At 75.0% G+C, this 23847-nt stretch carries 20 protein-coding genes; 10 read left to right on the top strand and 10 right to left on the bottom strand.

Annotated features, from left to right (window positions below; genetic code table 11):
- Positions 1 to 8: 8 nt before the first annotated feature.
- Together fahA and ACPXCB_RS12075 are read right to left on the bottom strand one after the other, a co-directional pair.
- The gene (fahA, locus tag ACPXCB_RS12080) at positions 9 to 1208 is read right to left on the bottom strand and encodes a fumarylacetoacetase (RefSeq protein ID WP_425874844.1); all 1200 of its coding nucleotides are present in this window, start codon (positions 1206 to 1208) and stop codon (positions 9 to 11) included.
- Complete coding sequence (locus ACPXCB_RS12075; protein ID WP_425874843.1) at positions 1205 to 2077, bottom strand: hypothetical protein; 873 nt, start codon at positions 2075 to 2077, stop codon at positions 1205 to 1207. Before ACPXCB_RS12075 ends, fahA begins: the two co-directional genes overlap by 4 nt.
- A gap of 95 nt (positions 2078 to 2172) precedes the next feature.
- On the opposite strand from ACPXCB_RS12075, the gene ACPXCB_RS12070 reads away from it, so the two are divergent.
- From ACPXCB_RS12070 to ACPXCB_RS12045, 6 genes are all read left to right on the top strand, one after another.
- Positions 2173 to 3369 (top strand): homogentisate 1,2-dioxygenase, encoded by a 1197-nt coding sequence (locus tag ACPXCB_RS12070; protein ID WP_425874841.1) that lies wholly within the window; start codon positions 2173 to 2175, stop codon positions 3367 to 3369.
- A 343-nt stretch (positions 3370 to 3712) separates the two neighbouring features.
- Complete coding sequence (locus tag ACPXCB_RS12065; RefSeq protein ID WP_425874839.1) at positions 3713 to 3904, top strand: thiopeptide-type bacteriocin; 192 nt, start codon at positions 3713 to 3715, stop codon at positions 3902 to 3904.
- 103 nt (positions 3905 to 4007) lie between these two features.
- Entirely contained in the window at positions 4008 to 6815 is a 2808-nt protein-coding gene (locus ACPXCB_RS12060; RefSeq protein WP_425874838.1) for a lantibiotic dehydratase, read from the top strand.
- Between the two features lie 48 nt (positions 6816 to 6863).
- A complete protein-coding gene (locus ACPXCB_RS12055) occupies positions 6864 to 7997 on the top strand; it encodes a lantibiotic dehydratase C-terminal domain-containing protein (protein WP_425874836.1) in 1134 nt (377 codons plus the stop codon).
- Positions 7998 to 8013: 16 nt separating this feature from the next.
- Positions 8014 to 10842: a TOMM precursor leader peptide-binding protein gene (locus ACPXCB_RS12050; protein WP_425874834.1), complete on the top strand. Its 2829-nt coding sequence runs from the start codon at positions 8014 to 8016 to the stop codon at positions 10840 to 10842.
- Between the two features lie 13 nt (positions 10843 to 10855).
- Positions 10856 to 12607 (top strand): thiopeptide-type bacteriocin biosynthesis protein, encoded by a 1752-nt coding sequence (locus tag ACPXCB_RS12045; RefSeq protein WP_425874832.1) that lies wholly within the window; start codon positions 10856 to 10858, stop codon positions 12605 to 12607.
- A 34-nt stretch (positions 12608 to 12641) separates the two neighbouring features.
- Here the strand turns inward: ACPXCB_RS12045 and ACPXCB_RS12040 are convergent, their stop codons facing one another.
- From ACPXCB_RS12040 to ACPXCB_RS12025, 4 genes are read right to left on the bottom strand one after another with little or no spacing between them, the layout of a single operon-like run.
- Entirely contained in the window at positions 12642 to 13667 is a 1026-nt protein-coding gene (locus ACPXCB_RS12040) for a tetratricopeptide repeat protein (RefSeq protein ID WP_425874830.1), read from the bottom strand.
- 10 nt (positions 13668 to 13677) lie between these two features.
- A complete protein-coding gene (gene ispF, locus ACPXCB_RS12035) occupies positions 13678 to 14160 on the bottom strand; it encodes a 2-C-methyl-D-erythritol 2,4-cyclodiphosphate synthase (protein WP_357566009.1) in 483 nt (160 codons plus the stop codon).
- 14 nt (positions 14161 to 14174) lie between these two features.
- A complete protein-coding gene (gene ispD / locus ACPXCB_RS12030) occupies positions 14175 to 14870 on the bottom strand; it encodes a 2-C-methyl-D-erythritol 4-phosphate cytidylyltransferase (RefSeq protein ID WP_425874828.1) in 696 nt (231 codons plus the stop codon).
- Positions 14871 to 14926: 56 nt separating this feature from the next.
- A complete protein-coding gene (locus ACPXCB_RS12025; RefSeq protein WP_091626665.1) occupies positions 14927 to 15412 on the bottom strand; it encodes a CarD family transcriptional regulator in 486 nt (161 codons plus the stop codon).
- Between the two features lie 326 nt (positions 15413 to 15738).
- Here ACPXCB_RS12025 and ACPXCB_RS12020 point away from each other — a divergent pair, with 326 nt between their 5' ends.
- Positions 15739 to 16434 carry a hypothetical protein gene (locus tag ACPXCB_RS12020; protein ID WP_425874827.1) on the top strand — a complete coding sequence of 232 codons (696 nt, stop codon included), beginning with the start codon at positions 15739 to 15741 and terminating at the stop codon, positions 16432 to 16434.
- Between the two features lie 113 nt (positions 16435 to 16547).
- Here ACPXCB_RS12020 and ACPXCB_RS12015 read toward each other — a convergent pair whose 3' ends face one another.
- The 4 genes from ACPXCB_RS12015 to ACPXCB_RS12000 form a co-directional block, all read right to left on the bottom strand.
- Positions 16548 to 17288, bottom strand: coding sequence for a hypothetical protein (locus ACPXCB_RS12015; protein WP_425874825.1), 741 nt, complete (start codon positions 17286 to 17288; stop codon positions 16548 to 16550).
- Positions 17289 to 17290: 2 nt separating this feature from the next.
- On the bottom strand, positions 17291 to 18379 hold the full coding sequence (locus ACPXCB_RS12010) for a type III polyketide synthase (protein WP_425875018.1): 1089 nt from the start codon (positions 18377 to 18379) through the stop codon (positions 17291 to 17293).
- A gap of 91 nt (positions 18380 to 18470) precedes the next feature.
- Positions 18471 to 19637 (bottom strand): acyl-CoA dehydrogenase family protein, encoded by a 1167-nt coding sequence (locus ACPXCB_RS12005; RefSeq protein WP_425874823.1) that lies wholly within the window; start codon positions 19635 to 19637, stop codon positions 18471 to 18473.
- Positions 19638 to 19681: 44 nt separating this feature from the next.
- Complete coding sequence (locus ACPXCB_RS12000) at positions 19682 to 20455, bottom strand: methyltransferase domain-containing protein (RefSeq protein WP_425874821.1); 774 nt, start codon at positions 20453 to 20455, stop codon at positions 19682 to 19684.
- 45 nt (positions 20456 to 20500) lie between these two features.
- Between ACPXCB_RS12000 and ACPXCB_RS11995 the strand changes: the two genes are divergently transcribed.
- The 3 genes from ACPXCB_RS11995 to radA all read left to right on the top strand — a co-directional run bounded on the left by ACPXCB_RS11995 (position 20501) and on the right by radA (position 23795).
- Positions 20501 to 21340 carry a UbiA family prenyltransferase gene (locus ACPXCB_RS11995; protein ID WP_425874819.1) on the top strand — a complete coding sequence of 280 codons (840 nt, stop codon included), beginning with the start codon at positions 20501 to 20503 and terminating at the stop codon, positions 21338 to 21340.
- Between the two features lie 138 nt (positions 21341 to 21478).
- Entirely contained in the window at positions 21479 to 22249 is a 771-nt protein-coding gene (locus tag ACPXCB_RS11990) for a hypothetical protein (protein ID WP_425874817.1), read from the top strand.
- A gap of 91 nt (positions 22250 to 22340) precedes the next feature.
- On the top strand, positions 22341 to 23795 hold the full coding sequence (gene radA / locus ACPXCB_RS11985; protein WP_425874815.1) for a DNA repair protein RadA: 1455 nt from the start codon (positions 22341 to 22343) through the stop codon (positions 23793 to 23795).
- The last annotated feature ends 52 nt before the right edge of the window (positions 23796 to 23847 follow it).

Here is a 23847-nt window from a genome sequence, read left to right as displayed (position 1 = left end):
AAGATGGGTCAGCGGGCGGCGAGGACCCTCCCGGTCACCTCGCCCAGGGCGATGGTGGTGCCGTCCGGGCCGGGGGCGGTGGCGGTGATCGTCACCGTGTCGCCGTCCTCCAGGAAGGTGCGGGTCCCGCCGTCGGCGAACTTCACCGGCTCGCTGCCACCCCAGGTGAGTTCCAGGAACGAGCCGACCTGTCCCCGTTCCGGCCCGGAGACGGTGCCCGAGGCGTAGAGGTCGCCGGTGCGCAGCGAGGCGCCGTTGACCGTGAGGTGGGCCAACTGCTGGGCCGGCGTCCAGTACATGGTGGCGAACGGCGGCTCGCTGACCCGCTCGCCGTTCCACTCCACCGACAGGCGCAGGTCCAGCCCGAGGTGCGGCACGTCGCGCAGGTAGGCGGCGACCGGCGGGTCCTGGTCGGGGGCGGGGACGAAGGCGTCGCCCAGCGCGTCCAGCGGGGTCACCCAGGCCGCGACCGAGGTGGCGAAGGACTTGCCCAGGAACGGGCCGAGAGGCTGGTACTCCCAGGCCTGGATGTCGCGGGCCGACCAGTCGTTGACCAGCACGACACCGAAGACGTGGTCGGCGAAGTCGTCGACGGAGACCCGATCGCCCAGCGGGCTGGGCACGCCGACCACGAAGCCGACCTCGGCCTCGATGTCGAGGCGTACGGACGGGCCGGTGACCGGGCCCTGCGGGGTGGCCCGCTGCCCGCTCGGCCGCACCACCGGCGTGCCGGAGACGACCACCGTGCCGGCCCTACCGTGGTAGCCGATCGGCAGGTGCTTCCAGTTGGGCAGCAACGGCGGCTGACCGGGGCGGAAGATCTGGCCGACGTTGGACGCGTGGTGCTCGGAGGAGTAGAAGTCGACGTAGTCGGCGACCTCGAACGGCAGCTGCATCCGCACCTCGGCCAGGGGCACCAGCAGCGGCTCCACCGCCGGCCGGTGGGCGGCGTCGGTGAGCAGCTCGGTCACCCGCTGCCGGACGGCCGTCCACTGTGGGCGACCGAGGGCCATGAAGTCGTTGAGGGTGGGCCGACCCAGCGTCCCCGCGGCCAGCACCAGGCCGGCCTCCTCCGCGCCGGCCAGGTCGAGCACGAAGTCGCCGATGCGTACGCCGACGCGCGGCGCGCCCTCCGCGTGGCGGAACACCCCGTACGGCAGGTTGGCGACCCCGTACGACGAACCGTCGGCACCTGTCACCCAGGTCATGCTTGAAAGCCCCCGTTCACCAGCCCCAGCCGGATCAGATCGGTCAGTGGTTCCAGGATGCTGCACGAGCCGAAGCCGATCCACAGCGGGCGCGGGCCGTCCAGCCCGGCCTCGGCGTACTGCACCAGCGGGCGCGGGTCGGTCGCGGTGAGCAGCTCGGCGACCGACTCCACGGTGGCGCCCCCGGCGGCCGCCAGCGTCGCCGCCAGCACGTTGACGAAGCCGTGGTGGGTGAAGCCGGTCTCCGGGTCGAGGTGCCGGACCGCCTGGTGCAGCCCGGCGGTCAGCTTGAACGGCAGGTCCCGGTCCCGGCAGGCGCAGATCACGGCGGCCAGCTCCGTCGGGGTGGGGAACAGCTCGGCGGCCAGCCCGCCGGTGCGGAACTTCGCGGCGATCGGCAGGCCGTCGGCGCGGGCGGCGGCGAGCGCGTCCAGCGCCCCCATCAGCCCGAACGTGAGCGGCAGCTCGGCGTAGACGGCGTCGAGGGTGGCCGGACCGGCACCGGAGCGACGGGCCAGCGTCACCAGCTCGGTCAGGCCGGGCAGCGGGTCCTCGCCGCGTTTGGCGACCGCCGCCTCCACCTGGCGCACGCGGATGCGCGGGTCGGCCGTGGCCCGCACCTCGTCGAGCCGGTCGAGGGGCACGTCGCCGATCACCCCGACGGCGATCCGCTCGTCGGCGCCGAGTAGCCCCGCCACCGCGGGCAGCCTCGTGGCCGGGACCAGGAGCGGGCCGACGAGGCCGGCGTACCAGGAGGTGCGGTGCCGCCGGTGCGCGGCGACGGCGTCGGGCAGCGGCGCGCTGCCGGGCGGGAAGACGGCGGCGTCGTCGACGAGGCCGTCGACGAGCGCGGGCACCTGCGTTGACACGAGACAAGAATGTACGGGACGCTACAAGGAACGGACAACAGCGTCCGATTATCGGACGCCGCTGGATCGGTGAACGGGACGAACCGGGAGGCGAGATGCCGTACTACCGCAGCGTCGGCGAGGTGCCACGCAAGCGCCACACCCAGTTCCGCCAGCCCGACGGCAGCCTCTACGCCGAGGAGCTGATGGGCCAGGAGGGCTTCTCCTCCGACTCGTCCCTGCTCTACCACCGGCACGCGCCGACCGCGATCGTGGCGGCCGAGGAGTTCACCCCGCCGGCGTTCACCCGGGTGCCGAACCTTCCGCTCAAGCCCCGCCACCTGCGCACCCACAAGCTCGACGGCGCCGGCGCCGACCCGGTGCTCGGCCGGCGGTACCTGCTCGCCAACGACGACGTGCGCATCGCGTACGTGCTGGCGGACCGGCCGTCCCCGCTGTTCCGCGACGCCACCGGCGACCACTGCCTCTACGTGGAGTCGGGCACCCTGCGGGTCGAGTCCACGTTCGGCGTGCTCGACGCGGTGCCCGGCGACTACGTCGTCATCCCCACCTCGACCATCCACCGGCTGGTGCCCACCGGCGACGCGCCGACCCGGCTGCTCGCCGTCGAGGCGGCCGGCCACATCGGCCCGCCCAAGCGCTACCTCTCGGTGCGGGGCCAGTTCCTGGAGCACTCGCCCTACTGCGAGCGCGACGTCCGGGGGCCGGACGCACCGCTGCTGGTCGACGGCGAGGACGTGGAGGTGCTGGTCCGGCACCGGTCCCGGGCGACCCGCCCGGATGGCAGCGGCACAGCATGGACGCGTCATGTCTTTGCCAACCACCCGTTCGACGTGGTCGGCTGGGACGGGCACATGTACCCGTGGGCGTTCTCCATCCACGACTTCGAGCCGATCACCGGCCGGGTCCACCAGCCGCCGCCCGTGCACCAGACCTTCCAGGGCCCCAACTTCGTGATCTGCTCGTTCGTGCCCCGCAAGGTCGACTACCACCCGGACGCGATCCCGGTGCCGTACAACCACCACAACGTCGACTCCGACGAGATGCTCTTCTACACGGGCGGCAACTACGAGGCCCGGCGCGGCTCCGGCATCGAGCAGGGCTCGATCTCGCTGCACCCGTCCGGCTTCACCCACGGCCCGCAGCCGGGCGCCGCCGAGCGTTCCATCGGCGCGGACTTCTTCGACGAGTTGGCCGTCATGGTCGACACCTTCCGGCCGCTGGACCTCTGCGACGCCGCGACGGCGTGCGAGGACGACGGCTACGCCTGGACCTGGGCCCGCCGCCCCTGACGAGTGACCGATGCTGCGGTCCGCAGCGGCGGGCCGCAGCACTTCCTGTCCGCGGGGCGGGCAGGACGACCGCGCCGCCGCGGGGAGCGTCCGCAGCCACCTGCGCCTGGTCGCGTTCCTGATGGACGGTCGCGACCCCATGGCATCCCACCCTCGCGCACATCAGCCGCGTGAACGCAGTTTCTCCTGATCGTCCGCCGGCCGCCGTCGTACGGCCATCGCCGACTGGACGCTCGGACGAATAATTCGTGGGCGGAGCTGACTAACATCTTGCGCACTGTCCATCTTGTCATCGACAAGTACGCCTGCCCGTCGATGGCACCCCCTCAAATCGGAGTACACCATGCGCGACATGACGGCCACGCTGGCCGACCTCGAAGACCTCAACCTGGCCGACCTCGAGGTGTCCGACCTGATGGAGGTGCACGCCGTACGCGAGTCGGTGGCCCTGCCGGAGACCGGCGCCTCGGCGAGCAACTCGCTCGTCTGGGAGTGGCTGGGCTACTCGTCCTGCGCCGTCACCCTCCCTCAGTAACAGGCCAGGACCGACCGGTGGGGCCGGGGACGCCGACAGCGGCGACTCGCCGGCCCCACCGGCTCGACCGTGGTCGGCGTCGAGGACCACGTACGGAGGAAACGTGACAACCACCCGCCAATCCCCTGCCCCACCGGTGGCCCCGGCCCCGGCCCCGGTCGGCCGGGTCGCGTCGGCGGTCCAGGTCGCCCCGTACGTGCTGGTCCGCAGGACGGCGGTCGACATGCCGGCGGCCGGGCCGGCCGGCTCGCACCTGCGTCGCCTCCAGGACCAGCTCGTCGACCAGCTGGTCGAGTGCCAGACCCTCGGTCCGGAACTCACCGAGGAGCTGTATCGCCTCGGCGGCGAGGCCCCGACGGCGTACCGCCGCTCGGTCCTGCTGCCGCTGCGACGGGACGTCCACAACGGCCGTTCTCCGGCCGGCGAGCTGCGCGCCCGGCTCGGCGACCTTCCCAGCCGGCTGCCGGCGCTGGGGCGCTGGCTGCGGGCTCGGGCCGAGGTCGACCGGCTCACCACCGCCATCGACACCGGGTCGGATGCCGCACTGGCCGAGGAGCGCCTCGCGCTCGCCGCCCTGTGCGACAGCGAGCCGTTCGGTCGGGCGGCCGCGTTGACCAGTCCTGAGCTGCTGGCGGCGGTGCGGCGGACGGCGGCGCACGGCGGCGAGCCGGACGCCCGCGGTCGCAAGTCCGAGCCCACCGTGCTCCGGTACGCGTTGCGGGCCACCACCCGGACCAGCCCACTGTCCTGGTACACCATCGTCGGCTGGGCCCCCTGGCCGGACGCCGGAGCCGTCCCCGCCCCGCTGACGTCCCCGCCCGACCGGGCGCTGCCGACCAACCTGGACCTGACGGCGAGCCTGGACCTGACGGCGAGCCTGGACCTGACGGCGGGCCTGGACCTGACGGGAGCGGGAGAACCGGTCGCGGTGACCCGTCCTCCCGCCAGCCTGGTCGCCAGCCTCTTCCTGGCCGGGAACAGCCGCCCGGACCAACTGCCGCGCACCCCGCACCGGCTGGCACCGGGCACCCGCGTGCACGACGGGCACGTGGTGTTCTACCGGGAACACCCGACGACCGGCGCCGACGGGATGCCGGTGATCCGGGAGGAACGCGTCCGGATGCCGCTGCGGCCCGCACTGGCCGCGATCATCCGGGTGCTGCGCGCCGCACCTGGCGGACACCCGCCGGCGGAACTCGTGGCAGCCCTCGGCCGAGGCACCGCACGCCCCGCCGCTGACGCCGCCGCGGCCGAACGGCTCGCGCGACGTCTCGTCACCCAACTCTGCGACGAACGCCTGCTGATTCCGGTACCCCCGACCACCGAGCACGACCCGGCGGCGCTGGCCGCGATCGCCGACTGGCTCGGCGGCAGCGGTGCTCCCGCCCTCGCCGACCAGGTACGGCAACTCGACAAGGACATCCGGTCGCTGGCCGAGGTCGACGCGGCGCGGCGCGGCGCGCTCGTACGTCGGATCGGTGCCGGCTGGCAGCAGGCCCTGGAGGAGCTCGGTGCCACCGCGCCGCCCCACGCCCCCGTCACCGAGGATGTCGTGCTACCCGGGCCGGTACGCCTGACCCGGCGGCCCGCCGACACCGCCGACCTGACCGCGCTGACCAGCCTCGCCCTGTTGTTCGACCAGGACCAGGTGTCGCGCCGACTCCTGCGACACCGGTTCGTCGAACGCTACGGTCCCGGGGGCCGCTGTGCGGACCTCGGCCAGTTCTTCGCCGAGGTCGGCGCGAGCTTCGGTGACCTGCCGACGGTGACCCCGGACGGGGCCCTGGCGGGCGGTCCGATCGCCCAGGTGCCCGAGCTGGCCCCGCTCGCCACGCTGCGCCAGGAGGTCGTCCGCGCCGTACGGGTCGACGGCGGGGACGACGGCGTGGAGACCGTCATCGGCGCAGAACTGGTCGCCGAGGCGGCCGCCGCGCTGCCCCGCTGGCTGCGGGCCCGACCGGTGTCGTACGCCTTCTTCGGCCAGCACGGCCCGGACGGGTCGCTGCACCTCAACCACGTCTACGGCGGCTGGGGCCGGTTCACCAGTCGCTTCCTGGACCTCTTCGGCGACACCGACATGCGCGACGCGGTCGCCGCCCAGCTCCGCCGGGTGCTGCCCGGCCGGGTGGCCCAGTTCCGGCCGGTGCACGGGTTCAACGCGAACCTGCACCCGCTGCTGGTCGGCGAGGACATCGGCGACGACCCGCGGCTGGGCGGGCTCGACCTCACCTCGATCGAACTGGTGCACGACCTGGCCAGCGACCAGATCCGGCTGCTCGATTCGGCCACCGGTGAGCTGCTCGACGTGCTCTACCTCGGTTTCCTCGCGCCGCCGGCGCTGCCGGCCCGGGTGGCGGCGCTGCTCGGCGACCTGGGCACCAGCGAGGTCGGGCTCCGCCACCTGGCCGCGACCCGGACGGTGTCCGGTCCGGGCGGGCAGGCCGTAATCTCCAACCGGCTCCGCTGTGGCCGCGTCGTCCTCGCCCGCCGGAGCTGGCGCTTCGACGACGGTGCCGAAGAGCACCTTCGCGGGCTCGGCTCGCCGCCGGCCGGTCCGTCGGTCGCCGCCGCCGCGGCGCTGCGGGCCGGCTGGAACCTGCCCGACCAGGTCTTCCTCAACCAGGGCGCCCGGCACGGCGGGCAGCCGGCCGCAGCGTCATCCGGACCATCGGTCGCCCCGCCGCCTCCCCCGACGATCGCCGGGCTCCGGGAGGCAGTCGCCCGGCCCAAGCCGCAGTTCGTCGACCTGGCCAGCCCGCTGCACCTACGGTGTGTGCCCCGATGGCTCGGACGGATCACCGGCGGGCTGGTCGTCGAGGAGGCCCTGCCCCGCCCCGCCGGCCACGACCGGCCGCACCGGATCACCGAGCTGGTCGTCGAGACCTACCTGCCGGCGGCCACCCGTGACTGATCGGCGCGGGCCGTCCGACCGCATCATCGAGCCGAGTGGAGTCGAGCCATGACCGAGCCGAACACGACCGCGACAGGGTTGACTCCGACCACCGACGTCGTGTGTCACTACCACGAGGAAGTCAAGTCACCGCTGCTGCGCGACGCCGTCCTGCCCGTCGCCGAGCGGCTGCGCGGTGCCGGGCTCTCCGTCCACCTGGAACGGCACTGGCTGCACGGCCCGCACGTACGCCTGCGGCTGCGCGGGCCCGAGGCGCACCGGGCCGCGGCCGCCGTCGAGGCCGCCGAGCGGTTGCGTGCCCACCTGGCGGTGGCGCCCTCCCGGGCCGGGCTCGACGAGGAGTTGCTGCGGCGCCGGTCCGAGGCGGCCGGGCGGGCCGAACTCGTGCCGCCCCCGTACGACCCGATCCACCCCGACAACACGGTGCTGGTCACCGATGGCGACCAGAGTGCGCTGGCCGCGCTGCTCGGCACGCCGGGCGCGGTCGAATGCCGTGCCGACATCCTCGCCGCCGGGCTCGCTCCGGTGCGGGTGTCGCTCGATCAGCTCGCCCTCGTCAAAGACGCCCCTGCCGCCCGGGTGGGCGTCGTGGTCACCGCCATGGCCGCGCACGCCGACACCTGGCCCGGACGGCTGCTGTCCGGCTACCACACCTTCCTGTCCCACCTGGAGGACTTCCTGTTCGGTGAGCGCGACGACGTCCTGCGCCCGCGCTTCGCCGCCTTCGCCGAGCGGGCCGGTGGCAGGTACCACGACCTGGTCCGGCAGGCGTCCACCCCGGACACCACCGAGCCGGTGGCGGCGGCGTGGCGGGCCTGGAGCGCGGCCGCGTGGCGGATCGCCGAGCGGGCGTACGACGCTGGTGCGCTCAACGGCGCCTTCTCCGCCGAGTTCCGGCGTCGCACCACCTCGTTCGACGACGCCACCGCGATCCGGTGGGACCTGAGCCGTCGCGGAGCGAGCGCCTACCACCAGGCGCTGGAGGCGTCGGGCTTCCAACGGATCGCCGCGAGCCGGGAGTTCCAGGTCTACCGGTTCTGCACGAACATGCTCTATCAGCTGTTGACGCTCTGCGACGTCGCGCCGCTGGAGCGGTACCTCGGTGCCCACCTGCTCGCCGAGGCGACCCAGGAGATCCACGGCGTGTCGTGGCAGGACGCCCTCACCGCCCGGGCCGGATGACCCGCGTGGAGGCGACGTGAGCGAGGTGACCCTGCGACCGGGCACCCTGGTCCGGGGGGTCGAGGGCGGGCTCCTGGTGAGCGGCTGGTGGTCCAGTTCGGTGGTGACCTGCCCACCGGTCGCCAACGAGTTGTGGCAACGGCTGGAGCCGCTCCTCCGCCGAGGTCTCGACCCGACGACCGCCACCGCGGGACTGTCCGACCGGACCGCCAGGGCGGTGGGCTGGCTGCTCGGTCTCCTCGCCGAGCACGACGTCCTGGCCGACGTCCGGGTGGCGCTGGACGCCCATCCGTTGGCGGCCTGTCTGGCGGGGTTCGCGCAGGATCCGGTTGACGCGCTGGACGCGGCGTCGCGGTGCACGGTCGAGGTCACCGGCGAAGGCGACCTTCCGCCCGCCGTACGGGCGGCAATGACCGCGTCCGGGTTGTCCACCGGGGACGATGCGGATTTCGTCGTGTGGGTCCACACGGAGGACCCCGGCGACCGCCGGGAGCCGCCCGCCGCCGCGTGGAGCCCGGCCGCACCCCGGCAGCCCGGCTCCTCCCGGCCAGCGGTCCTACCGGTGGCCGTCCGGCCGGACGGCGCCCTGATCGGCCCGCTGGACGCGACCGGTCGTGCCGACGCGCGGCGGGCCGCCGAAGTCACGGACGCCGCTGCGGCCGTGCGGGCGACCGACCACCGGCTGCTGCCGTTCCTGGTGACGCACGAGGTGGTACGTGCGCTGGCCGGGCTCGCCGACGGCACGGCGCTGTCGCTGCGCGGCGGGGTTGTCCAGCGCGTCGGCGAGCCGACCGGCCGACAGCCCGGGCCTGCGGCGAGGACCGGGGCGCTCACCGGCACCCCGGCGCCAGGCACCAGGCGCCAGGCAGGAGCGGTGCCGGTCCGCCCACCGTTCGACGCGGACACCACCGGTGACGCGGACACCACCGGTGACGCGGACACCACCGGTGACGCCGGATTGCCCGGTCCGAGCGGCGCGGACGACAGGCTGGTGCGGGTGATCGGAGACGACGACCGACTGGTCCGGGCGGTCTCCGTCAGCACCTCGACCGTACGACGACGGACAGATCGGCCCGTGGTGGTGGGCATCGGGGCGGACTGGCCGGCGGCCCGGCATCTGGCCGAACAGCGGGCGGCCCACGCGGCCGGCAGGGCGTACCTGCCGGTGCGGGCGCGCGGGACGGCGATCGAGATCGGCCCGTTGAGCAGCCCCGGTGTCGGCGGCTGCCTGCGGTGCGCGGACAGCCGACATGAGGCCGTCCTCGGCGGCGGCGACGTCGCCACGCTGCTCGCCGGCGGCCGGCCGCTGCCGTTGCCCCCGTACTGGCGGGGGCTGGTCGGGAAGCTGGTCGCCGGTCAGCTCGCCGACGACGCCGACCCGCGCGTCGCCAGCGTGCTGGCGGTCCGCGACGGCTCGATCAGTCGGCACCTGATCCGAGCGGTGCCGGACTGTCCGGCCTGCGGGGCCCTGCCACCCGACTCGGCCGGTGCCGCCACGATCGCCCTGCGCTCCCGCCGGCAGCCCGCACCCGACCAACTCCGGGTCCGTCCCGGACCGCCGGACCTGGCCATGCTCCGCGCCGAGCTGGTCGATCCCCGCTACGGGCCGGTGACGCACGTCCACTCCGACCGGCAGGGCCCGCTCGCGCTCGCGGCGGCGGAGCTGCCCGTCCCCGGCCGGACCGGTCGACTCGGCGGATACGGTCGAGCGGCGGATCATCCGACCGCGCAGGTGCTGGCCCTGCTGGAGGCGGTCGAACGGGAGGCCGGGCGCTGCCCGCAGGCCCGCCGGACGACCACGCTGGGCAGCTACCGGGAGCTCGCCGCCGACGCCGTCGATCCCGCCCGGCTGGGCCTGCCGGAGCCGGAGGCCGTACGCCACCCCGCGTACCGGCTGGACCCCTACACCCCGGACGCGGTCACGTCGTGGGTGTGGACGTACGACCTGGGCACCGGTCGGCCGGTCCTCGTGCCGGAGCATGCGGCCTACTACGGGGTGGCACGGGCCGGGGCCGCCCGGTTCCTCCACGAGTCCTCCAGCGGCTGCGCCGTCGGTGGCTGCCTGGAGGAGGCGATCCTGCACGCCTGCCTGGAGACGATCGAGCGGGACGCCTTCCTGCTCGCCTGGTACGCCGGCCGTACGCCACCGGCCCTGGCGCTGCCACCCGACGCAGATCCGCTGACCCGGCACCTCGCCGACCGGATCGCGGCGGAGGGCTACCGGCTGCACCTGCTCGACATCACCAGCGACATCGGGATACCGGCCGTCTGGGCCCTCGCCGTCACCGACCGGCCCGACCGGGGCGCAACCTTCTCCGCCGCCGGGGCGCATCCCGATCCCCGCCGGGCCGCCGCGGCGGCGATCCTGGAGGTCGGGGTCAACGTGGCGGTCGCGGCGAAGGTGGCCCGCCCGCCGCGCGACCGGCTGCTCGCCATGCTCGCCGACGCCGACCTGGTGGCGGAACTGGGCGACCACGCCGCCCTGTACCTGCTGCCACAGACCCTGCCCCGGTTCGACTTCGCGCTCCGGGAGGCCACCGCCGGCCCTTCGCGGCCGTTCGACGAGCACTTCGTTGGCTGGCGCGAGCGGTGGCTGCACCCCGACCTGACCGAGGTGCTGCGCAGGGTCGTCGACGCGATGGCCGCCGCCGGGACGCCACCGCTCGTGGTGGACCAGACCGGGACGGCCGAACGCCGCCTCGGCCTGGCCGCCGTCAAGGTCCTCGCGCCCGGGGCCGTGCCGATGACCTTCGGACACCTCAACCGGCGGGTCGACCTGCCCCGCCTACGACAGGCCCGGCTCGCCACCCCCGACCATCTGATCCTGCCCCACCCGTTCCCCTGAAGGAGAGCCGAGCATGGCTCGCTGGTCCGCCCTGCACGTCCACCTGAACGCCGGCTCCGAATGCACCGAGAAGGTGCTGCGGGAGCACATAGTGCCGACCACGACGGATCTGCTCGCCCGGGGCGAGATCTCCTCCTGGTTCTTCGTCCGGTACTGGGAGGGCGGCCCGCACCTGCGCTGGCGGGTGGCGGACGCGACGCCGGAGACGGTACGGCGGATGCGCGCCGGGCTGGTCGACGCGGTGGCCGCGCTGCCGCCACCGGCCCGGGAACTGCGTCCGGCGGACTGGTACGCCCAGTTCGGCGTGCACACCTCCGACCAGACCGATGGGAACGACCACGTCGACGCGGGGCACGGGGCCGGCGATGGGCCGGAACTGGGCTGGCACCCGCACGGCACGGTACGCGAACAGCCGTACCTGCCGGAGGTCGACCGGTACGGCGGCCCGGACGCGATCAGTGCGGCCGAGGAGCTCTTCGCCGCGTCCAGCCGGGTCGCCGCCGCGCTGCTCGACGCACCGCCCGCCCGGCGCCGGTCGACGGCCGTGGACCTGCTGTTCGGGTTCCTCACCGCCGGCGGTCTCACCGGGCACGAGGCGGTCCGGTTCCTGCGCGCCTACGCCAACGGGTGGACGCTGGTGCCCGAGGCGCACGGTCAGGACCTCGGCCTGGCCCTGGTCGCGGCGGAACGCGACTTCCACGCCGACACGTCCGTCTACCCGGCCCGGCAGCGACTCGTCGCCGACATCGTCACGCGGGGCAAGGGCGCCAGCACGTCCGTGAACTACTGGGCGGACGAGGTTGCCGCCTACGTCGAGCGGCTGCGAGCACTCGACGGGCAGGGTCGACTGCGCGGGACCGTGCCCGGCATCCTCGCCTCGCAACTGCACATGCTGCACAACCGCCTCGGGCTGAGCATCCCGGCCGAGTGCCACCTCGCCTGGTTGGCATCGCTGGCGTACGGCGCACCGGCCAACGCGCCGGACTTCCACGCCGACGGAGTCGACGCCCCGGACCGGGCCTACCACGAGCGGTCGAAGTTCGTCCGTACGCGGTGGCCCGACCAGCGTCCCCGTACCGTCGAATCGGCGCCGGGTCGTCCCCTCCCGTCCGGCGCCGTGACGCTGACACTGCCCGAGCCGACGCCGGGCGCGCTCGCCGACACCACGCTCGCGGCGGTGTTACTCGACCGCCGCACCCGGTACGACTTCGGCGGCAGGGAGGCGGACGTGGCGGACCTGGGCCGGCTGCTGCGCTACGCGGCGGGTGACACCTCGCCACCCGGCAGCGACCAGCGACGGCTGGCGTACCCGACTCCGGGCGCCCTGGCGACCGCCCGGCTGCTGGTGCTTCCCCGGCGGGTCGCCTCGGTGCGGTCGGCACTCTACGAGTACCTGCCGCAGCGGCACGCCCTCCAGCGGGTGGCATCCGATCCAGGCCCCGACCGGCTGTCCCGGGTCGCGCCGCAGTTCGTACCCGCCGGGGTCGACGTCCCGCCCGGACCCAACGGGCTCGACGTCGACACGGTGCCGCTCTGGCTGTTCGTGGTCGCGGACCTGCGACGGGCCAGGGCCCGGTACGGGCTGCGCGGCTACCGGTTCTCCGCCATGGAGACCGGCCATCTCGCCCAGAACCTGCTGCTCGCCGCCACGGCCCTCGGGCTCTCCGCCGCCCCGCTCGGCGGATTCTTCGACGACGAGCTCAACCACCTGCTGCTGCTCGACGGGCTGGACGCCAGCGTCTTCTACGCCCTCGCCCTCGGCTGAGGACCGATCCCCCGAGCGGCCCGGCGGTGTTCAGTCACACCGTGCTGCGGGAGAGAACGGCGAGTTCGGCCGCGACCGCGGCGAGGATGGCGAGGACCAGCGGCCACGGGGTGCCGACCAGGGCGTAGAGCAGGATCAGCGCCGGTGCGGCGGCCGCCGCGTAGACGGCCAGGGCCAGCGTGCGGTCGGAGCGGAGCAGGCTCGGCAGGATGGTCCGGGACAGGCCGGGCAGCCGGGCGGCGAAGCGCCAGACCACCAGCGCCCCGCCGAGTGCCGCGAACGCCGCCGCGACGCGGGACAGCCCGGCGCTGCCCGGCGCCATGCAGGCGATCAGCACGGCGGTGATCATCGTCCAACCCGCGCCGTAGACCACGAGCTGGCGCAGGCCGAGCGAGATGGTCCGGCCGGAGTCGACCCGCCCGGGGCTCATCGACGCCGCCTCGGCGAGGTGTTCCAGCGCCTCGCTCCAGCGCCGCTGCTCCAGCCGGAGCACGCCGATGTCGTGCCGGGCCTCGGCGAGCTGCGGGTCCAGCCGCAACGCCTCCCGGTAGGCGCGCTCGGCCAGGTCGAACATCTGCATGTTCGCCGCCACCAGCCCGAGCACCAGGTGCGCCTGGGGATTCTCGGGTGCCAGCTCGATCCCACGCCAGGCCGCGTTCAGCGCCGGCTGCCCGTTGCGCGAGCCGGCCAGGATCGCCGCGGCGCTGCTCTGGGCGTACGCGTCGTCGGCGCCCAGCGCCAGGATCCGGTCGGCGGTGCGGGCCGCCTCGGGGTACTCCTCCAGATCGCCGAGGGCGAGGGCGCGGGCGACCAGCGCCGGGACGCTGTCGGGGGCGGCGGCGACCGCGGCGTCGGCGGCGGTGCGCGCCTCCGTCGGCCGGCCGGCCGCGAGGTGGACCCGGGACAGCATGGTCAGCGCCCCGGCGTCGGCCGGGTCCAGGGCGACGGCGTAGGAGACCTCGGCCGCGGCCTCGTCGTAGCGGCCCAGCTCGGCGAGGAGCTGGGCGCGTTGGAGGTAGCCGTCGGCGGCGGACCGGTCTGAGGTGGCGTCGCTGGACATCGCGGCGAGCCTAGGCGGCCGGAGCCTCGTACACCAGGGCCACCGCGATGCCGGTGAGCCCCTCGCCGCGCCCGGGGAAGCCGAGTCCGTCGGTGGTGGCCGCGGAGACGGTCACCGGCGCGCCGACCGCCTCGGAGAGCACCCGCTGGGCCTCCTCGCGGCGCGGGCCGATCTTGGGCCGGTTGCCGACCACCTGCACGGACACGTTGCCGATCGCGAAGCCGGCGGCCCGCACGCGGCGGGCGCTCTCGGTGAGCAGGGCGACGCCCGACGCGCCGGCCCACTCGGGCTGGCCCACGCCGAAGTTGGCGCCCAGGTCCCCGAGGCCGGCCGCCGAGAGCAGCGCGTTGCAGGCGGCGTGCGCGACCACGTCGGCGTCCGAGTGTCCGGCCAGGCCGTCCTGGTCGGGCCAGTGCAGGCCGGCAACCCAGCACGGCCGGCCCGCCTCGAAGGCGTGCACGTCGGTGCCGATGGCCACCCGGGGAACGATCATGAGAAGAGGGTACGTCAGGCGCCCGTGGCGAGCAGATGCTCGGCCAGCGCCAGGTCGAACGGGCGGGTGACCTTCAGCGCGTACTCGGAGCCGGGGACGCAGGACACCGGGACGCCCTGTTTCTCGACCAGGCCGGCGTCGTCGGTGAGCGGGTCACCGGCGGCGGCGTGCGCGGCCGTCAGCACCGCCCGGCGGAAGCCCTGCGGGGTCTGCACCGCGCGCAGGGCGGAGCGGTCGACGGTGCCGAGGACGACCTCGCCGGCGCCGACCTCCTTGATCGTGTCGACGACGGGCAGCACCGGGATCACCGCGTCGTGCCCGGCGCGGACGGCCGCCGCGACGGATTCCACCAGGTCGGGCGGGGTCAGCGCCCGGGCGGCGTCGTGCACGAGGACGATCTCCGGGCCGGCGGGCACCGCCGCGAGGGCGGCGGCCACCGACGCCTGCCGCTCGGCGCCACCGGGCACCACGGTCACCGGGGCGACCGGGGCGAGCAGCTCGCGTACCGCCGCCACCTCGGCGGCCGGGGCGGCCACGACGATGGTGTGCACCGACGGCGCGGCGGCGAGCCGGCGGACCGCGTGCACCAGCAGGGGTTCCCCGCCGAGTAGGCGCAACGCCTTGGGGCGGCCGGGGCCGAGCCGTACGCCGGCACCGGCCGCAGGCACGAGGACCGCGACGTCACCGCACGGATTGAGCTGCGCGGTCACGTCGCGGTCCTCGGTGGTTTGTTCGCTACGAATCGGGTACGACGATGCTGCGGGGACTAGGCCTCGGTCAGGACCTTGTCGAGCAGCGTCTCCGCCTCGTCCTTGGTGCTCTTCTCGGCCAGCGCGACCTCGCCGACGAGAATGTCGCGGGCCTTCGCGAGCATGCGCTTCTCACCCGCGGAGAGGCCCCGCTCCCGCTCCCGACGCCACAGGTCGCGCACGACCTCGGCGACCTTCAGCGGGTTACCGGAGGCCAGCTTCTCCAGATTCGCCTTGTAACGCCGCGACCAGTTGGTCGGCTCCTCGGTGTGCGGTGCACGGAGCACGTCGAAGACCTTGCCGAGGCCCTCTTCGCCGACCACCTCGCGCACACCCACGATCTCGGCGTTCTCGGCGGGCACCCGGACCGTAAGGTCACCCTGCGCGACCTTCAAGACGAGGTACTGCTTAGGCTCGCCCTTGATCACCCGAGTCTCGATTGCCTCGATGAGTGCGGCCCCGTGGTGGGGGTAAACAACGGTCTCGCCGACACTGAAAACCATAGGTTCGAAACCCCTTTCGCTGTGTCTAGGGTAACACGCTCAGGCACCGATGTCTCACCGCTGTCCTGACCGTTGGCGCAGCTCAGGGGCCCTGTGAGAGGTCTTTCTTCAGCTTGACAGACCGCCAAACCAGTGGTTTGGCCACGCTCCGTAACGCTCGGATGACGTCCCGGTACGAGTGACGCGAACGTCGAGATCAAGGGCTATGCGCTCTTCCCATGGTACCCGGCCGGCCGGGTATGCGCCCAGGTGTAGCGGCAGCCCGCCCCGTGCGGGACGCTGGAGGCCGAGCAGCTGTCCGCTCGCCGAGACGTCCTGGGGGTCCGATGGACAAGCCCGACGCAGACGGCCCCGGACTGCCCGACCTGCCACCGGAGTGGGGCCGGGTGGTCGTGCCGGACGACGCCTCCGCGCTCGCCGCCGAGGCCGAACAGCTCCGCCTCGAACGGCGCGCTACGACCCACCGCGCCGTCCGACGCCCGCCTGTCCGGTCCCCGCTCGCCCTGCCCGCGCTGGTGCTTCTGGTGGCGGTGCTGACCACCCTCGCCGGCCTCGCGGCGGTCACCTGGCCCCGGCCCGGCCGGTCCACCCCGGAGCCCGCCCCCACCCCGTACGCGCCGTCGGCCGGGGCGGCCGGTCGACCGCTGCCCGCGCTGGACCTGGTCGACGCCGGCCAGTCACCGGTGCCCCTGCGCGGTCTGGTGCCGGCGATGATCATCCTCGTGGACGGCTGCCCCTGCCCAGCCGACGTGGCCACCGCCGCCGCCCTGGCACCGGCCGGCGTCACGGTGGTCACCGTCGCCGGCACCCGGCCCGTACGCGCCACGCCGCCGCCCGTCGGGGCCACGGTGCGACCGCTCGCCGACCCGGCTGGCGGGCTGCGCTCCTTCCTGCACCTGCCGGCCCGCCCCGGCGCCGTCACCGCGCTGCTGGTGGACCGGTCCGGCGTCCTCGTCAAGGTGGTCCCCGAGATCCACTCCGCCGAGGACTACCGAGCCGACCTGACCCGCCTCGCCGCCTGAGCCGCCCGTTCGGCCGCCAGCCGGCTTCGCCCGTACGGCGCGGTGACCCGGCAGGGGGCGCCTCCCCTCGAGTGCGGCCCCTTTCCGACACCCGCGGCAGGCGCGGCGACGCGTCAGGGCAGGGCGACCAGTTGCGCCTCGACCCTGAGCGGCTCGGCGTTGGCGCTCGACAGCGAAACCTGGAACGGCCCGCCCCTGCCGGTGACCTCCGTCGAGGTGACCGAGCCGTCGCAGGCGCTGGTGATCGGGTCCGCCGCCCGGGCCCCGTCGACCACGATCAGCAGCTCACCGGGGCCGACGCAGCGGAACTGGAGCAGGTGCCGGGCGCCACCCTCGGCGGAGGCCTGCTTGACGAGCCCCGCCCCCGGGCTGAGCACGGCCCGGGCGGTCCAGACCGCGTCGGGGAACCTGTCCAGCCCGCTGCGCCGCGCGGCCTCGTCGAGCCGGTCGTCGATGAGCCGGCGGGCGTCCGAACCAGGTCCGACATCGACCCGGACGGCGTCGCCGCTGCGCGGGTCGACCCGGAAGGTGACGCTGCTGTCCGGGTCCGTCCGGACCGTGCCACCGGTCTTCGGATCGACGAGCCAGAAGCTGGATGTCCGGGCGCCGTCCGGTGCGACGGGCTGGGCCCGGGCGCCGAACCGGACCCCGGCCTGCGGTGCAGCACTGGACACGACCCCGACCGGACCGGTGTGGGGCGCCTCGGCCTGCCACCACCAGGCGCCGCCGGCCAGCGCGGCCAGCCCCGCCGCGGCCAGTACGGCGCCACGCAGCCGATCGTCGGCCCCGACACCAGCCGTCTGCCCACCCGCGTCCGGCCCGGTCTCCGGCCGGTCTGCCGCATCGGCGTCCATCATCAGAGGGTAACCGCGCCGGGCGAACCGCCCACTCCTGTCCGTTCCAGCAACGCGGCGAAGAGGGTCAGGCCGGGGCCGAACGCCAGCATCACCACCCGCCGTGGCGGCGACGCGGCCCGGCGCAGCCGGTCCAGGATCAGCAGCACCGTCGGCGACGAGCAGTTGCCGTGCTCGTCCAGCGTCGCCCGGGACGCCGCGAGGCCCTCCGGCGGCAGGGCCAGCTCCCGCTCGACCACGTTCAGGATGCGCGGGCCGCCCGGGTGCACCGCCCAGCCGTCCACCTCGGACAGCGTCGTGCCGTGCCGGGCCAGCAGCCCCTCGACCAGGCCCCGGACGTGCGTGGAGAGCACCTGCGGCACCTTCGGTGACAGCCCCATCCGGAAACCCGTGTCGGTGACGTCCCAGGTCATGTGGTCGGCCGTCGAGGTGTCCGTGACGGAGGTGACCTCGCGCAGCGCGTACCCCCGGCCGCCCGGAACGACCACGGCGGCGACCGCGGCGTCCGAGAAGAGCGCGTGGGAGACGATCTGCTGGGTGTCCACCCGGGCGCTGGAGGGCTGGATGTGCAGGCTGGTCAGCTCCGCGCAGAGCAGCAGCGCGGGCCGGCCCCGGGCGGTGACGAAGTCGCTCGCCGCGCCCAGGCCCGGCACCGCCGCGTAGCAGCCCATGTGCCCGACGAACAGGCGCTGCGTGTCCGGGGCCATGCCCAGGTCCCGGGCGAGCAGGATGTCCAGCCCCGGGGTGGCGTACCCGGTGCACGAACAGACGACGAAGAGCCCGACGTCGCCGGCGGAGAGGCCGGCGGCCGTCAGCGCCCGGCCCACCGCCTCCTTGCCCAGCGGCAGCGCCTCGACCAGGTAGCGGCGCATCCGCCGCTCCGTGGGCCAGTCGGAGACGTCCTCCAGCAACGGGTTCACGGCAGCCTGCCGGCGGGTGACCCCCGAGTGCGCGAAGATCCGCTGCGCCAGCGCCCGCGTGCTGCCGGAGAAGTGCTTCGAGAAGAAGCCCTCCCACAGGTCGTCCTGCGCGGCCGACGGCGGGTGTGCCGTCCCCAGCCCCGCGATCACCGGTACGGCCACCATGCCCACCTCTCGTCCGGCCTTGCGCACCGGGCGGTAGCACCCGCCCCTGGACGGGCCGTGCGCCCGCGCGTCCGCCGACTCGGCGGACCCCCCACGCTCACCAACGAGGCACCGTTCCGTCGCGGTCCGGGTCACCGCCCAGCGCGGCGACGCCCAGCCAGTCCGCGCAGACGTCCGACGTCGCCGGGTGCAGCGAGCCGCAGCGGGCGTCCCGGTAGAGCCTTTCCAGCGGATGTCCCCGCCGGGTGGCGGACGTGCCGGCCGCCTCCAGCACGGACGCCGCCACGTCGGCGGCGGTGGTGCCGGCGAGCAGCTTCGCCCGCCAGACCCAGCGGTTGGTCTCCGCGTCGCCCGGCGCCTCGTCCACCCGGCGGGCCGCCTCCGCGACCACCAGCTGGGCCGCCGCCACCGCCGCGTCGGCCCGACCCAGGCGGGACCGGACCGCCGGCAGGCCGGCGAGGTTGCGGGCGTTCAGGTGCTCGGCCGCCGCGTCGAGGGCCGCCCGGGCCACCCCCACGTAGACGGCGGCGTAGCTGGCGACCAGCCAGTGCGGCATGAGCTGGGCGACCACCAGGGCCAGCCCCTCCACGCCGCCGAGCAGCCGGTCGGCCGGCACGGTCACGTCCAGGTGCAGGTCGTGCGAGGAGGTCGCGCGCATGCCGAGCGAGTCCCACGTCGGCTCGACGGTCAGCCCGTCGCCGGCCGGCACCAGGAACTGGGAGACCACCGACTGGTCGGCGGCGCTGCGGGCGGCCACCAGGTAGCCGTCCGCGTGCCCGGCCCCGGAGCAGAACGTCTTGCTGCCCTTGAGGTGCCAGCCGCCGTCGGCCGGCTCGTAGCCGGTGCTGAGCTGGGAGAGCCGGGCCCCGGCGCCGCGCTCGCTCATCGCCACGGCGTACCAGGAGCCCTGGGCGGCGGCGGTGAGCAGCCGGTCCCGGGCGGCCAGCGCCTCGTCCGGGACGCCGAGCGCCTCGGCCAGTTCCTCGGTCACCGCGCCGAGCGCACCGGTGACCGAGGCGTGCATGTTGAAGACCAGGGCCGTCGCGCCGTTGCCCCGGGCCAGTTCGGTGGCGACCGCGGCGTACTCGGCGAAGGTGGCGCCCATCCCGCCGAGGGCGGTGGGAACCATCAGGCCGAAGAGCCCGGCCTCGCGCAGGTCACGGAAGTCCTCGACCGGGAACGAGCCGTCCCGGTCGTGCTCGGCCGCCCGGGCGGCCAGCCTCGGTGCCAGGCGGCGAGCCGCCTCCAACGCGTGCTGCGTCATACAGCCCCCTTCTCGGCCCTCTCCCTACCCAGGGACGGGCAGCGCTATCCGCTCCGCGTGCCACGCCCCTGGTAGAGCACGGCGGTCGACCAGGTCGGCACGATCCGCGGCGGCGGGCCGGCGACCGTCGCGTGCGGACGGTCGGCCGGGACCGCGTACGGACGGCCGGCGGCGCGCATCCGGCGGACCAGCCAGCCGAGCAGGCCGGGCAGCCCCGGCCGGATGCCCCGCAGGTGCAGGTCGACCCCGTGCCGGGCGCACTCCGCCACCAGCGCCCGGGAGTCCACGAACAACCGTGGATCGTGGATGCCCTTCGGCACCGTGGGCAGCCGCTCGGCGATCCGCACGGCCAGCAGGCGGCTCAGCACCGTGTCGTTCAACGTGTCCAGGACGAGCAGGCCGCCGGGCCGCAGCAGCCGGCACGCCTCGGCCACCGCGCGCCGCCAGTCCGGCACGTGCTCCAGCAACTCGCCCGCGGCGACCACGTCGGCGCAGCCGTCGGCCAGCGGTACGGCGGTCACGTCGCCGTTGACGACGGTCACCCCGTGCGCGGCGGCCTGCGCCAGGGCTGACCGGGTGAGGTCGACGCCCACGTGCCGGTAGCCCTTGCCGGCCAGGTGCGGGGCGAGCAGCCCGGCGCCGCAGCCGAGGTCGACGAGGAGGGCGCCGGGGCGGGACGCGGGTGGCACCAGGGCCGCGCGGGCCTCGGCCAGCCAGTGCAGCATCGCGAACGCGCCGTCCGGCCGCCACCACTCGCCGGCCAGGTCGTCGTACTGGCGCGGATCGTTGCGTGGCAGGGTGCGGCCCGCGTCTGGCATGGACCGAGCGTGGCACGACTGCCCGGTAACGACCAGACTTTCCTCATGTCGCCAACGGTGCTAGGGCTGGTCAGGGCGAGTCACCCGGAGCCGGCCGCCGCGGTCACCACGGTGGCCGGGCTACTGGCGTGGGGCGTCGGGCACCGGCCGGGCGGGATCCTCGCCGTGGTGCTCACCGTGGCGGCCAGCCAGCTCGCCGTCGGCTGGGCCAACGACGCGCTCGACGCCGACCGGGACGCCACGGTGGGGCGTACCGACAAGCCCGTCGCCGCCGGCGCGGTCGGCCGGCGCGCGACGGCCGTGGCCGCGGCGGTGGCCGCGCTCGCCACCCCGGCGCTGGCGCTGGCCACCGGGCCGGCCGCCGCGCTCTGCGCCACCCTCGGGCTGGTCTCCGCGCTGCTCTACGACTGGCCGCTGAAGTCGACCCCGGTCTCGGTGCTGCCCTACGCGGTCTCCTTCGGTTCACTGCCCGCCTTCGTCGTGCTGGCGCTGCCCGGGGCGGTGGTGCCGCCGGTCTGGCTGGTCGCCGCCGCGGCCTGCCTGGGCGCCGGGGCGCACTTCGCCAACGTCCTGCCCGACCTGGCCGACGACGCCCGGACGGGGGTGCGTGGGCTGCCGCACCGGCTCGGTCCGGCCGGCAGCCGGGCCGCCGCCGCGCTGCTGCTGCTCGCGGCGACCGCCACGCTGGTCCTCGGGCCGCCCGGGCCGCCGTCGGGGGTCGGCCTCGCCGCGGTCGCGGCCGCCGTCGTGGTGCCGCCGCTGAGCTGGTACGCGGGACGCGCCACCACCCGGGCCGGAGGCCGGCAGGTGGCCGCCTTCCGGGCCGTGATGCTGGTCGCCCTCATCGACGTCGTCCTGCTGGTCACGAGCGGCCGACTGGTGTGAGGCGCGTCCCCCCGGGTGCCATCTCCGGGTCGGCGTGCGGGGGTGGATCAGGCCCAACTACCCTGGAGCGCGGTCTGCGCGGGCATGGCCACCATGCCCGGCGTGAGCACCGGGTGGATCGTGACGAGGAGGACCGACGTGACGCGCTCGATCAGGGGTTCCCGGCGGGCGGCCCTGCTGCTGTCCGGGATGGCCGCGGCGACCGGGCTGCTGCTGTCCGGCTGCGGCGCCGGCCAGGTCTCCGAGACCGCCAACAAGGCGCCGTCGGTCCAGGGCGTCAACCTGTCGGCCGGCAACGGCGCCTACGCGGTCCGCGGCCTGCTGGTCGAGTTCCCCGGCACCGAGGGCTACAAGGCGGGCGCCAACGCCGTCCTGAGCGCCGTGATCTACAACGACTCGCGGAACCCGGTGACCGTGACCGTGACCACCGGCAGCGCGCGCGAGGTGGTGATCACCGGCACCGGCGCCTCGGCCAGCCCGTCGGCGTCCCCGAGCGAGTCGGAGTCGCCCTCGCCGGCGGAGTCGGCCAGCCCGGGCGCCCCCGAGAGCCCGTCGGGATCGGCCAGCCCCGGCGCCTCCGAGAGCCCGTCGGAGTCGGTCAGCCCCGGCGCCCCGGAGAGCCCGGCCCCCGAGAGCCCGGCCGCGCCGGCCGGCGAGCCGGCCCGGATCGAGATTCCGCCGCTGAGCTACGTGCAGCTCAGCGCCCAGTCGAACCGGGTCTTCCAGCTCATCGGCCTGAACGAGGCGCTGCGCTCCGGCCAGAACGTCACCCTGACCTTCGATTTCGGCAACGGTGCCACGGTCACCGGCCCGGCCCCGGTCGCCGTGCCGCTCACCCCGGCCGCACCCCCGTCGAAGATCGTCGAGCGCCTGGGCGGCTACGAGGAGAACGAGGGCGGCGGTCACTGACCCTCCGCCCCGCTGTTTCCGACGACACCGTCGGCGTGGTGACTGCCACGCTGACGGTGTCTTCGTCGTACCGGAGGACTAACGTCCCGGTGTGACCACCTCCCGATCGACCTCCCCCCGCGCCGGCGGGGCGGGCGGGCGCGGCCGCGCCGCCGCCCGCGAGCCCCGGCCGGCCTACGCGTGCGACGCCTGCGGGCACCAGCCGCCGAAGTGGGTCGGGCGCTGCCCGGAGTGTGGCGAGTGGGGCTCGGTGGTCGAGTGCACGGTCACCGGCCCGACGGTCTCCGGCAAGGTGGTCAGCTCCCGGATGCCGGCCGAGCCGGCCCGGCCGATCGCCACCATCAGCGCCGCTCCGGCAAGGGCCCGTCCCACCGGGGTCAGCGAGCTCGACCGCGTCCTCGGCGGCGGCCTGGTCCCCGGCGCGGTGGTGCTGCTCGCCGGCGAGCCGGGGGTCGGCAAGTCCACCCTGCTGCTCGACGTGGCCCAGCAGTGGGCCGTCGGCGCCGGCAGCCCCTCCCTGGTGGTCAGCGGCGAGGAGTCGGTCAGCCAGGTCCGGCTGCGCGCGGAGCGGATGGGCGCCCTGCACGACCAGCTCTACCTCGCGGCCGAGAGCGACCTCGCCGCGGTGCTCGGTCACCTCGACGCGGTCAAGCCGGGCCTGCTGGTGCTCGACTCGGTGCAGACCATCTCCACCAACAACGCCGAGGGCGTGTCGGGCGGGGTGACCCAGGTGCGGGCGGTCACCGCCGCCCTGGTCTCGGTGGCCAAGGAGCGGGGCATCGCCACCGTGCTGGTCGGCCACGTCACCAAGGACGGCCAGGTGGCCGGGCCCCGGGTGCTGGAGCACCTGGTCGACGTGGTGCTGCACTTCGAGGGCGACAAGCACTCCTCGTTGCGCATGGTGCGCGGCGTGAAGAACCGGTTCGGCGCCGCCGACGAGGTGGGTTGCTTCGAGATGCACGAGGGCGGCATCAGCAGCCTGGCCGACCCGTCCGGGCTCTTCCTGACCCGCTACTCGGAGCCGGTGCCCGGCACCTGCGTCACCGTGGCGATGGAGGGGCGCCGGGCACTCGTCACCGAGGTGCAGGCGCTGATCGGCGCGACCGTGGCCGGTTCGCCCCGGCGGACGGTCTCGGGGCTCGACTCGGCCCGGCTCGCGATGGTGCTGGCCGTGCTCCAGCGGCGCACCGAACGCCTGACCCTGCACGACCGGGAGGTCTTCGCGGCCACCGTCGGCGGCATCCGGGTGGTGGAGCCGGCGGCCGACCTCGCCGTGGCCCTCGCCGTCGCCTCGGGCGGGCTCAACCTGGCCATCGCACCGCACCTGGTGGCGATCGGCGAGGTCGGCCTGACGGGCGAGGTGCGCCGTGTCGGCGCGGTGCCGCGCCGGCTGGCCGAGGCGGCCCGGCTCGGCTTCCGGCTCGCGCTGGTGCCGACCGGCTGCGGCCCCGAGAGCACCGGCGTCACGCCGGAGCACATGCGGGTGATCGAGGTGACCGACGTACGCTCGGCGCTCCAGGCCGTCGCCCGGGCTTCCGCCGAGTGAGCGCCGGGGGTGGTCGGCGGAACGTCCGGCCCGATACCGGACAGCCCGGACG

The sequence above is a fragment of the Micromonospora sp. DT62 genome, from assembly GCF_049847285.1.
Taxonomy (GTDB): domain Bacteria; phylum Actinomycetota; class Actinomycetes; order Mycobacteriales; family Micromonosporaceae; genus Micromonospora; species Micromonospora reichwaldensis.
The sequence above is the reverse complement of the archived record's forward strand: the minus strand, read 5'-3'. Positions and strand labels throughout refer to the sequence as shown.

Bases quoted from the DNA above. Each gene is read 5' to 3' on its own strand.
- fahA (WP_425874844.1), bottom strand. From the start codon at position 1,208: ATGACCTGGGTGACAGGTGCCGACGGTTCGTCGTACGGGGTCGCCAAC.
- ACPXCB_RS12070 (WP_425874841.1), top strand. From the start codon at position 2,173: ATGCCGTACTACCGCAGCGTCGGCGAGGTGCCACGCAAGCGCCACACC.
- ACPXCB_RS12065 (WP_425874839.1), top strand. From the start codon at position 3,713: ATGCGCGACATGACGGCCACGCTGGCCGACCTCGAAGACCTCAACCTG.
- ACPXCB_RS12055 (WP_425874836.1), top strand. From the start codon at position 6,864: ATGACCGAGCCGAACACGACCGCGACAGGGTTGACTCCGACCACCGAC.
- ACPXCB_RS12045 (WP_425874832.1), top strand. From the start codon at position 10,856: ATGGCTCGCTGGTCCGCCCTGCACGTCCACCTGAACGCCGGCTCCGAA.
- ACPXCB_RS12040 (WP_425874830.1), bottom strand. From the start codon at position 13,667: ATGTCCAGCGACGCCACCTCAGACCGGTCCGCCGCCGACGGCTACCTC.
- ispF (WP_357566009.1), bottom strand. From the start codon at position 14,160: ATGATCGTTCCCCGGGTGGCCATCGGCACCGACGTGCACGCCTTCGAG.
- ACPXCB_RS12025 (WP_091626665.1), bottom strand. From the start codon at position 15,412: ATGGTTTTCAGTGTCGGCGAGACCGTTGTTTACCCCCACCACGGGGCC.
- ACPXCB_RS12020 (WP_425874827.1), top strand. From the start codon at position 15,739: ATGGACAAGCCCGACGCAGACGGCCCCGGACTGCCCGACCTGCCACCG.
- ACPXCB_RS12015 (WP_425874825.1), bottom strand. From the start codon at position 17,288: ATGGACGCCGATGCGGCAGACCGGCCGGAGACCGGGCCGGACGCGGGT.
- ACPXCB_RS12005 (WP_425874823.1), bottom strand. From the start codon at position 19,637: ATGACGCAGCACGCGTTGGAGGCGGCTCGCCGCCTGGCACCGAGGCTG.
- ACPXCB_RS12000 (WP_425874821.1), bottom strand. From the start codon at position 20,455: ATGCCAGACGCGGGCCGCACCCTGCCACGCAACGATCCGCGCCAGTAC.
- ACPXCB_RS11995 (WP_425874819.1), top strand. From the start codon at position 20,501: ATGTCGCCAACGGTGCTAGGGCTGGTCAGGGCGAGTCACCCGGAGCCG.